Source organism: Brevibacillus sp. IT-7CA2, from assembly GCF_949767855.1.
Lineage (GTDB): Bacteria > Bacillota > Bacilli > Brevibacillales > Brevibacillaceae > Brevibacillus.
In genome coordinates this window covers 76,967-88,651 of record NZ_CATKQT010000044.1, presented here as the reverse complement: position 1 = coordinate 88,651, position 11,685 = coordinate 76,967, and the positions used below count along the sequence as shown (strand labels likewise).

The 11,685-nt window shown below is 45.8% G+C and carries 2 protein-coding genes; both read right to left on the bottom strand.

The window, feature by feature from the left end; translation table 11 throughout:
• Nucleotides 1-8 precede the first annotated feature (8 nt).
• Entirely contained in the window at nucleotides 9-2,030 is a 2,022-nt protein-coding gene (locus ACM6JA_RS20100; protein WP_414853746.1) for a condensation domain-containing protein, read from the bottom strand.
• 82 nt (nucleotides 2,031-2,112) lie between these two features.
• Complete coding sequence (locus ACM6JA_RS20095; protein WP_414853745.1) at nucleotides 2,113-11,679, bottom strand: amino acid adenylation domain-containing protein; 9,567 nt, start codon at nucleotides 11,677-11,679, stop codon at nucleotides 2,113-2,115.
• Between the last annotated feature and the right edge of the window lie 6 nt (nucleotides 11,680-11,685).

Below are 11,685 nucleotides of genomic sequence, written 5' to 3'. Positions count from 1 at the left end.
CTCTTTCGCTACAGAAATAATTGTTCAAAATCATCACTGGTCAGAAATTGGCTGTTCAGATGACTGACTATCTCGCGGATTCTTTGATGCGGCTCGGCTGTCACACTTTCCAACAAGTATTCATATTGGGTGCAGATCCGTTGCACAGTCTCCCTCTTGAATACATTCGCATGATAGGTAATGGCGCCATTTATGTTGTCGTTAGATTCATGGATGCGGAATTGAAAATCAATCGTGGAGGGATCGTTCTCACTCATTTCAAATAAGAGTTGGGGCTCGTGAGGTTTAGGAAAGGACACTTGATGATAATGGGCTTCTTTTAACTTGCTTTGTACTTGCAAAACCAAATCGCCAAGTAGCGGATTGCCTGACAGATCAGCTCGTAAAAGCAAGGCGCTTGGGACATCCTCGCTCTCGTCCCACCCCGCACGAAATGCCAAAGCCAAATCCTCCTTCTCGGTTTCTGCATACAAAAGTACGAGAAATGCGGTCATGAATATCGCATAGGAAGAGGTATCCCAAACTTCAACTAGTTGAGATATCCCATTCTCCTGCAAGCATGCCCATTCAAACGTCTCTTGCTCGAACTTTATTGAGTCGGTAGAGAGCGTGGTGACGTCCTCCGGCAATATCTTGAGGGAAGGTAAATTGGTAAGACTTTTCATCCAATCGTTGGACTGACCTGCATATACAGGGATGCTTTCGCGATCATTTTTCAAAAGATAAAGACTGGTGCGTTCAAAGTCGACAACCCATTTCGCAATGGTTTCTTCATCCAAAATATCCGAATTGTATTCGAATCCTGCCAATACGTCATGATGGTTGTCCTTTTCAACGACCAAACATAAATCATACTGGGATACATCTTTGCCAATCGGATAGGTGCTTACGGTAAGACCATTGCTATCAAAAGTATTTTGCGCATTGCCCAGCATAATGGCTGCATCCTGCTTAATCGCTTTTTGATGGACGAAAGCCGTTGAAAAAAAGGAAGCATATTTTTTATCGCGCTCATATTGCAATTCAGCTGTAATCAAAGAGATTGGATAGTTTTGATACTGTGAACATAAAGACAATTCTTCATGAATCAGCTCTGCCAATTCACGTAGCGAGCTGTTTTTTGGAATTTTGATTCGCAGGGGAAGCATCACCATACACGGCCCCATGATCGTATGAAACTCTCTTTTTGGCCTGCCGTATCTTGGTACGCCAACAATGATGTCGTCTTGCCCAGCTATCCGATAAAGAAAAGCACTAAAAAGGGATAAATAAATGACATCCGTAGGATATTTGTTATGTTTATGATAAGCAATCAACTCATCCCGGAGTTCGCGGGTAAACGTAAAGAATGATATCCCCCCTTTAAACGAAGGGGTACTCGGACGTTTTTTATCTGCCGGTACTTCTAACCTCTCAAGATTTCCGCCCAATTTCTTTTTCCAAAAAGCTCTCGCAGCTTCGCCTTCTTGGCTGGCTATGTAATTCTGTTCCCACTCCACAAAGTCTGCGTACTGGTGTATTTGAGGTTGCAACTCGTGATCATTGCCGGTTATCAGTAGCTGGTAGATCATCGTAAATTCATCGAGCGTGAGCGAGACACTCCACCCATCAAAGCAGATATGGTGATACTTGAAACTTAAAATACTGCCGCTATCTTTATAATCCAGCAATCTGCAACTGAATAACGGCCCCTCTTCCAGCGTAAAAGGCTTGCTGAACTCTTGGTTAAAATATTCTCTAATCATCGTGTCGTCCCAGGTAGCGGAAGACACATGTTCAAAATCCACTACGGACTCGCTATATACTTTTTGGATGGGCTCGTCTTCCAAAACAAAAATGGATCGATAGATTTCGTGGCGTTTCACGATCTCGCAAAGAGCACGGATCGTAACCGATACATCCAATCTACTTTCGAATCGGAACAGATACTGCTCCTGATAATAGGGACTCATTGGATAGACCAAATAGTGTAGATAGTAATCTTTTTGAGCCTCAGACAGAGGGATGGTTTTGATAAAAGTTTTATCCATCATTCGTAGTCTCCCCGAAACGCAACTGCGTAATGGTTGGGCATGCTGCTCTCACCAGCATGCCCCAACAGTCATAAACTAGTTAGCTGAACAGTTCATTGAAATCATATTCTTCAACCAAGTTTATTTGAGACAAGCGCTGCATTGGATTGTGAATCATTTGGCAGATGACATGCTTTAGCTGATCCAGTAACGTATCCATGGCATTCTCGCTGAATGCTTCCGTGTTGTAATGTGCCGTTAACATCAGTTGGTCACGACGCGTGGACAAAAATAGCATCATATCCAATTGATCATCTTGAACGAAGTGACTGCCTTCATATGTTTTGATAATCGTTTCATCCAGAAAACGACGTAACGGACATTCCGTAAAGGTAATTTCATCTAATTCAGGCTGATTGTTCGATACGTGTTGTCCAATAAAAACAATGGAATACAAACTCTTCTTATCTCCTGTGGCAGCTTGTTGATCCTCTACGACCAAATTGTACGGATACTCTTGATTCTCGTACGCTCCATATGCGGTTTCTCTGGTTCTGTTCATCATTTCCAGTATGGTCGGGTTGCCAGACAAGTCTGTACGCATGGCGACCGGATTGATTAGCGGACCAATAATTCCTTCAAGGTCCGTCTGGGTACGACCAGATAAAGTCGATCCGACAGTAATGATGGGTTGATCTGTGAGGAGTGACAACCAAATGTTGATCGCCGTCAACAAGCTCGTATAGACGGTACCACCAGCCATTCGAGTCAATTCTAAAAGCGATTGTCCCGTCACTTGCTCAATGGGTAGCGATGCCACGTTTGAAATTCGGTTGCCGTGAGTGAGTGAATGTGTCTCTCGCGGTATGAACGGCGCATCTACATTTTGTTGCAGCTGTTTTAACCAATAGTCCCGTTGTCGGTTCAGTTCTCCATTTTGCAATCGTGCTTGCTGCCACAGGGTGTAATCCATATAATCCAATGGTTTGGAAAACTCCTTTTGCACACCACTCTCTACTTGTTGATAAATGCCCGCGAGATCATTCATAAACACATCTAACGACCAGCCATCAAATCCAATATGATGAGCACTCAAGATGAGGAAATGCTTCGTTGGTGTGACTCGGTACAAAGTCATCCGGAAGAAAGACTCTCGCGAAAAATCAAATGGCTTGTACAGAGCAGATTGCAAATCCATTTTGATACGCTGCTCGCCTTCCGTCACAGATAATGAAGACAAATCTACAAACGCATTCTCCACCTCAAGGTCGTCATGCACTTTTTGATACAATTGCCCTTCGTTTTCTATAATCGTCGTGCGCATGATTCTGTGACGTTCAAACATGAGGCCCATAGACCTGTGCATAGAATGACTGTCAACGGGACCAGCTACTTCAAAGAGGTAAACCCCTCCTACTGCTTCTTGGTCACTGAATTTTGCATGGAACCATTGTCTTCTTTGCCCGTGGGATACTTCGAACAAGGAGACATCTGTCTGATTTTCTACTCGCGATACTTCAAGGATGCGGGTACTCGTTTCACTGCCTTGCTTGATCTCAGATATACGAGCGGCAATCGTTTCAATGGTTGGAAACTCAAATATCGTGCGCAAAGGTATGTCCATCCCAAAAACGGTTCGCATGCGGGAAATGACTTGCGTAGCCAATAAGGAATGTCCACCTCTATCAAAGAATGAGTCCTTGATCGAAATCTGATCTACCTGTAATATATCGCACCAGATGGAGTGTATAAGTTCCTCAGGTATCGTGCGCGGCTCAATGATCGAGAAATCGCTTGGTTTCACATCCGGCAATTTCAGTCTATTTCGGTCAATTTTTCCACTCGTAGTTTTAGGAATGCTGTCCAACTTCATGAAATAAGTTGGAATCATATAAGCAGGCAAATGCTCCTTCAGGAATGCCCGCCATTCGTTTACATCCCCGTCCCCTACGATATAAGCAGCCAATTCGGTAGCTGACCTGTCGTTTTTAACAGAAATAACGGCTACTTCACGAACAGACGGATGCCTACTTAATGTGGATTCGATTTCACCCAATTCAACCCGCATGCCCCTAATCTTGATTTGATTATCTTTTCTGCCTACGAATTTAATGTTGCCCGAAGGCAGGAAGTACCCCTTGTCTCCGGTTCGATATATTCTTTCTCCTGGTACAAACGGATTCTCCATAAATACTTCTTGAGTTTTCTCGCTATTATGCAGATAGCCTCTGGCCAATCCAAGGCCACCAATATAAAGGTCGCCAATGACGCCAATTGGGACAGCCTTCATATTTTGGTCAAGAACATAGACTCTGTTGTTATCAATCGGCTTGCCTACACTCACACAATCCTTTTCCAACACGTCCATTGGCGAGCATGTGTAAAGGGTGGAATCGATCGATACTTCTGTGGCCCCCCACGTATTATGGAGTTTGGCATTTAGCTTTTTAAAGAACTTGCCTACTGTTTCGGGTAATAGCGCCTCACCACTGGAGATGACATTTTTTAATTTGTGCAATTTGGATGCATCCTCTGGAGTAAGGGCGTCCACAAACATATTGAGCATGCTCGGTACAAATTGAATGCACGCTACCTGATAGTGAATAGCAGCCTGGATAATCGCCTCAGGGTCCCGATGCAGCCATGGTTCCAATAGTGATATCCGTCCCCCAACAGACAATGGCCAAAAAAACTCAACAGCTGCATCATCAAATGTTAATGTGGTTTTTTGCAGAACAGACTCGCCCTGTTCCAAGCCATGTTGTCGCTGCATCCATAACATGCGATTTACCCAACCATAATGGTGGTTTTCAACGCCTTTCGGATTTCCCGTCGATCCTGACGTGTAATAAATCGAAACCAAATCTGTCGGTTTTACGGTTTGCTCCGGCAATCCCTCCGGCATGCTTGCTATTTTTTCTTTTTCCGCTTGGGAATCTATACATCTAACATGGGTGGCTTGTCCAAACAGGTTCATGAACTCCAGCTCAGATATACAAATGTTGGTTTTGGAGCTTTCCAACAGTTTCGTCATCCTCGCTTGCGGCATTTCAGTATCCAAGGGGAGAAATACTCCGCCAGCCTTTACGATGCCGAGAATCGAGATGACAAGCTCAATGGAGCGATTCATACATATCCCGACAGGCGTATTGGGTCCAACCCCCAGCATAATCAGGTAGTGCGCCAACTGGTTAGAACGTCTATCCAGTTCTTGATAGGTCATTTTTTCACTACCATATTCAGCTGCGATGAGTTCCGGTGTCTTTTTTGCTTGTTCGATGAACAAATCATGCAAACATGTATTCTCCGGAATGGCGACTGCTGTATCATTCCACTCCACGAGGATTTTGTGACGTTCTTTCTCGCTCAACAATTCTAACAAGGCCATCGACACGTCCGGTGCGTTCACCAGCTCTTGCAACCAATTCGCGAAGTGCTCTGTCATTTTTTCAATCGTGGATGGATCAAATAGATCCGTGTTGTAGATCATGTTCATCTCGAGACCGGCCTCAGACTCACCCATGGATAACTGAAGATCAAATTTCGCCACATTGATCTGGACCGGCATTTTTTCTAATTGCCCACTAGACGTGCGATAGACATCCGCTTTCATTTCTGCCCATGTGAACACCGTCTGAAATACCGGGGAGTAGCTAGTATTGCGTTCCAGTTGCAGCATTTCTACGATTTTTTCAAACGGAACATCCTGGTACTCCTGTGCCTGTAGAGCTTTTTCTTTTACTTGGGCAAGCAATTGCTTGAACGTTGGATTGTCTTGGAGGTTCGCCCGGTAGACGAGCGTATTGACGAAAAAGCCAATCAATCCTTCGATTTCCTTTACATTTCGGTTCGCTATGGGGCTGCCCACCAAAATATCTGTCTGTCCGGTATATCTGGATAAAAAGCCTTGGTAAGCGGCCATCAGAGTCATGAATAAGGTCGTATTCTCTTGCCGACTGAGTGCTTTCAGCTTCTCAAGCAGTTCAGTTGCCAGCACCATCTTATGCATATTTCCGGCATAAGTTTGGATGTTTGGTCTTGGTCGATCGATTGGTAATTGCAAGACAGGAAGCTCCCCGGACAACTCGGCTTTCCAATAGTCCAGTTGTTTGCCTATCACTTCATCCGTCAGCCATTCGCGCTGCCATACGGCGAAATCAGCGTATTGAATTGGCAATTCTGCCAGCTCCGCACGTACCCCACTCTCTGCTTCCTCGTACAGGGCCAGCCATTCTTCCAATAAGATATCCTCTGACCAGCCATCCGTAATGACGTGATGTATCGTGCACAGCAAAAGGAACTCATCCTCTTCAGCGACGATTAGCTTGGCTTGAATTAAAAGTCCCCGCTGTAGATCAAACCTTCTGTCTGCTTCCTGCATGATAGTATCGTGGATTTGCTCTTCTTTTTCGGCGGCAGATCGATCGCGTAGATCAATCACCGGCAACATTCGATACACATGGGGTTCAATGACCTGGTAAGGCTGACCTCCTTCATTCGAAAACACAGTGCGCAAGATGTCATGGCGTTGCAGAAGTGCATTCCATCCCGTTTCCAGCGCCTGCACATTCCACTGCCCTGTTAAGCGCCACATGTATGGAACGTTGTACGCTGTACTCTCCGGCTCTAATTGATGTAAAAACCATAGACGCTGCTGGGCATGCGATAACGGCAGCTTTTCTAGATGCGAGGCTTTCGCAATAGCTGGTGTCTGTTCTCTTTTTCCATCCCGGCCCAGATCCATGATTTTGGCATCTAGGCTTGCGATCGTCGGGCATTCAAACAGGATGCGCAACGGGATAGACAGTTGGAAAGCTTCCTGCAAGCGGGAAATGACCTGCGTCGCAAGCAACGAGTGACCACCCAACTCGAAAAAGGAATCGTGGATACTCAATCGTTCCGTTTCTGTTTTTAAAACTTCACGCCAAATCGATGCGATCCGATTCTCTGTATCCGTGCGTGGTGCGACAAATTCATCCTTCATCGTGCGCATTTCTGGTAGCGGCAATGCTTGACGGTCCACCTTCCCGTTAGCTGTCAGTGGGAAAACGTCCATTTTCACAAAATAGGAAGGGACCATGAAAGACGGCAATTGTTCACTCGCATATCGTCTCCATTCATCGACATCTCCGTCTCCCGCGATATAAGCAATCAGACGTTTATCATCCGCTCCATATTCGTGTACAAGGACGACGGCATCTCTTACGCTCTCATGCTGGTTGAGGACTGCTACAATCTCACCAAGCTCGATCCGGTTCCCTCTTATTTTCACTTGATTATCTTTTCGACCGATAAATTCGATTCCTCGCCCCGGCACATATTTCACCAGATCGCCCGTCCTGTATAATCTCGCTTCAGGGTCTGAATGAAATGGATGCGGAATAAATTTCTCTTGGTTCATCTCCGGTCGATTCCAGTATCCGAAAGCTAGTCCCTTGCCTCCCACATACAATTCCCCCACGAGACCGTCAGGAACTACCTTTAACATTTCGCTTAAGATATACACCTCTGTATCATCGATCGGTCGACCGATTGGAACGGAGTGCTGGATTGCGCTCTTATTTTTTATAGGATAATAGCAAGTAAATGTCGTGTTTTCTGTCGGGCCATACCCGTTAATCACCAATGTATCTGGTAATATATCCAAGGCACGTTGCGCATGCTTGGCGGACACGATGTCGCCGCCAGCCAGTAATTGACGCACCCCTTTTAAATCTTCGATCCGGTAATCGATCATTTGATGAAAAACACCTGCGGTTAGCCATAGCGTGCTGATTTTCTCGTCACGCAACACCTGTCCCAACTCTTCAAGAGACAGACCGTGAAATGGATAAATCACCAATTTCGCGCCATTTAGCAAGCTCCCCCATATTTCGAAGGTCGCCGCATCAAATGAGATCGACGCGAGTTGCAGCATGGTTTCATCCGGTGTGAGTGATACATAAGAGACTTGCTTCGTAAGTCGGATCACCCCTCGATGAGGGATGAGTACCCCTTTGGGATTTCCTGTCGAACCGGACGTATACATCAAATAGGCAAGGCTCTCCGAATTCATATTCTCGCCTACATTCGCATCTGATTCCTTGTTGATCTCGCTAGCGTCTAGATCGGGACAAACGATTTTCAATCCGTCCGGCAGTCTGGACATCAAGCTTTCTTGTGTCAGTACAATTGAAATGCTTGCATCATGCAGCATATAAAGCAATCGTTGCTCAGGGTAGGCAGGGTCAAGCGGAACATAGGCACCGCCTGCCTTTAAAATAGCAATCATACTGATGATCATTTCAAACGAGCGACCCATGTACAAGCCAACTCGGCTCTCTGCTCCTACTCCGCACTTTCTTAAATAATGCGCCAATTGATTTGCTCTGCTATTTAGCTCTCTATAGGACAGGCTAGTGCCTTTGTATGCTAATGCAGTGGCGTCAGGATGAAGCTCCACTTGTTCTTCAAATAATGTGGAGATGGAATCTTGCATGGAGACAGTAGCCCCATCATTTTTTCCAAAGCCACTGCTAGTGTGATTCCATTCGAGTAAGAGTTTGTGACGTTCTTCCTCGGTTAACAATTCCAGCAAAGCAATCGGCATATCCGGTGCATTTACAAGTTCTTGTAACCAATACGCGAAGCTGTCTGTCATTTTTTCAATCGTGGATGGATCAAATAAATCCGTGTTGTAGATCATGTTCATCACAAGGCCGTCTTCGGACTCACCCATAGATAACTGAAGATCAAATTTTGCCACATTGATCTGAACTGGCATTTTCTCTAATTGTCCACTGGACGTGCGATAGACATCTGCTTCCATTTCAGCCCATGTGAACACCGTCTGAAATACCGGGGAGTAGCTTGTATTGCGCTCCAATTGCAACATCTCGACGATTTTTTCAAACGGAACATCTTGGTACTCCTGTGCCTGTAGAGCTTTTTCTTTTACTTGGGCAAGCAATTGCTTAAACGTAGGATTGTCTTGGAGGTTCGCCCGGTAGACGAGCGTATTGACGAAAAAGCCAATTAATCCTTCGATTTCCTTTACATTACGGTTCGCAATGGGGCTGCCCACTAAAATATCGTTTTGTCTGGTATATCTGGATAAAAAGCCTTGGTAAGCAGCCATCAGAGTCATAAATAAGGTGGTATTCTCTTGCCGACTGAGCGCTTTCAACTTCTCAAGCAATTCGGATGCTAGTACAATTTTATGCATACTTCCGGCATAGGTTTGAATGCTTGGTCTTGGTCGATCGATCGGCAATTGCAAGACAGGAAGCTCTCCGGACAACTCCGCTTTCCAATAGTCGAGTTGTTGGCCCATCACCTCATCCGTCAGCCAATCGCGCTGCCATACCGAGAAATCAGCGTATTGAATCGGCAATTCTGGCAGCTCCGCACGAGTTCCACTTTCTACTTCCTCATAAAAGGACAGCCATTCTTCCAATAAGATATCCTCTGACCATCCATCAGTAATGCCATGATGCATCGTGCACAGCAAAAGGAACTGATCCTCTTCAACGACGATTAATTTGACTTGAATCAAAGGTCCTCGCTGTAGATCAAACCTTTTGTCTGCTTCCTGTTCGATATAGTCGTGGATTTGCTCTACTTTTTCGGCAGCAGGTCGATCGCGTAGATCGATCACTGGTAACGTTTGATACATATAGGGTTCAATGACCTGGAAAGGTTGGCCCCCTTCATTCGAAAACACAGTGCGCAAGATGTCATGGCGTTGAAGGAGTGCATTCCAGCCCGTTTCCAGTGCACGCACATTCCACTGCCCTGTTAAACGCCACATGTGAGGAACGTTATAGGCCGTACTCTCCGGCTCCAATTGATGTAAAAACCATAGACGCTGCTGGGCATGCGATAACGGCAGCTTGTCTCGATGAGAGGCTCTCGTAATAGCTGGTGTCCGTTCTCTTTTGCCATCCCGGCCAAGCTCCATAATTTTGGCATCTAGGCTTGCGATCGTCGGGCATTCAAACAGGATGCGCAACGGGATAGACAGATGAAAGGCATCCTGCAAGCGGGATATGACCTGCGTCGCAAGCAGCGAGTGTCCGCCCAAATCGAAGAAGGAGTCATGGATGCTAAGACGCTCCACCTTTAAAATTTCATGCCAAATCTCTGCGATCCTATTCTCTGTATCCGTACGTGGTGCAACAAATTCATCCTTCATCGTGCGCATTTCTGGCAACGGCAATGCTTGACGGTCTACTTTCCCGTTAGCTGTGAGCGGGAAAGCGTCCATTTTCACAAAATAGGAAGGGACCATAAAAGGCGGCAATTGTTCATTCGCATATCGCTTCCATTCATCGACATCCCCGTCTCCCGCGATATAAGCAATCAGGCGTTTATCATCGGATCCATATTCATGTACAAGGACGACGGCTTCCCTAACGCTCTCATACTGATTGAGAACAGCTATGATCTCACCGAGCTCGATCCGGTTCCCTCTTATTTTCACTTGATTATCTTTTCGCCCGATAAATTCGATTCCTCGCCCCGGCACAAATTTCACCAAATCGCCTGTTCTGTACAATCTCGCTTCAGGATCTGTCTGAAAGGGATGCGGAATAAATTTCTCTTGATTCAACTCCGGTCGATTCCAGTATCCGAAAGCGAGTCCCTTTCCCCCCACATATAATTCGCCCACAAGACCAACAGGAACGAGCTTTTGCTTATCGTTTAGGATAAAGACCTCGGTATCATTGATTGGTCGACCGATCGGAACGGAATGTTGAATCTCGCTCTTCTGTTTTATGTGATAAAAGCAAGTAAATGTCGTGTTTTCTGTCGGGCCATATCCATTAATCACAAGTGTATCTGGTAACATGTCTAAGGCTCGTTGGGCATGCTTGGCGGACACGATGTCGCCGCCCGTCAACAATTGACGCACCCCTCTTAAATCTTCGATCCGGTAATCGATCATTTGATGAAAGACGCCTGCGGTTAGCCATAACGTGCTGATTTTTTCATCAAGCAGCACTTGCCCCAGCTCGTCCAGAGACAGACCGTGATATGGATAAATCACCAATTTCGCGCCATTTAGCAAGCTCCCCCATATTTCAAAGGTCGCCGCATCAAATGAGATCGACGCGAGTTGCAGCATGGTTTCATCCGGTGTGAGCGATACATAAGAGGCATGCTTCGTAAGTCGGATCACCCCTCGTTGAGGGATAAGTACCCCTTTGGGATTTCCTGTCGAACCGGACGTATACATCAAATAGGCAAGTCTTTCCGAAGTCGCACTCTCGCCTACATTCGCATCTGATTCCTTGTTGATCTTGCTAGCGTCCAGATCGGGACAAACGATTTTCAATCCATCTGGCAGTCTGGGCACCAAGCTTTCTTGTGTCAGCACAATCGAAATGCTTGCATCTTGCAGCATATAAAGCAACCGTTGCTCAGGGTAGGCAGGGTCAAGCGGGACATAGGCCCCGCCTGCCTTTAAAATAGCGACCATACTGATGATCATTTCAAACGATCGATCCATGTACAAGCCAACTCGGCTCTCTGCTCCAACCCCGCACGATTTTAAATAATGCGCCAATCGATTCGCTCTGCTGTTAAGCTCCTTGTAGGTAAGGCTTGCATCTTTGTATACCAATGCAATGGCATCAGGATGAAGTTCCACTTGTTCTTCAAATAATGCAGTAATGGAATCTTGCATACAGCA

Coding starts and splice junctions, on each gene's coding strand:
- ACM6JA_RS20100 (WP_414853746.1), bottom strand. CDS start 2,030: ATGGATAAAACTTTTATCAAAACCATCCCTCTGTCTGAGGCTCAAAAA.
- ACM6JA_RS20095 (WP_414853745.1), bottom strand. CDS start 11,679: ATGCAAGATTCCATTACTGCATTATTTGAAGAACAAGTGGAACTTCAT.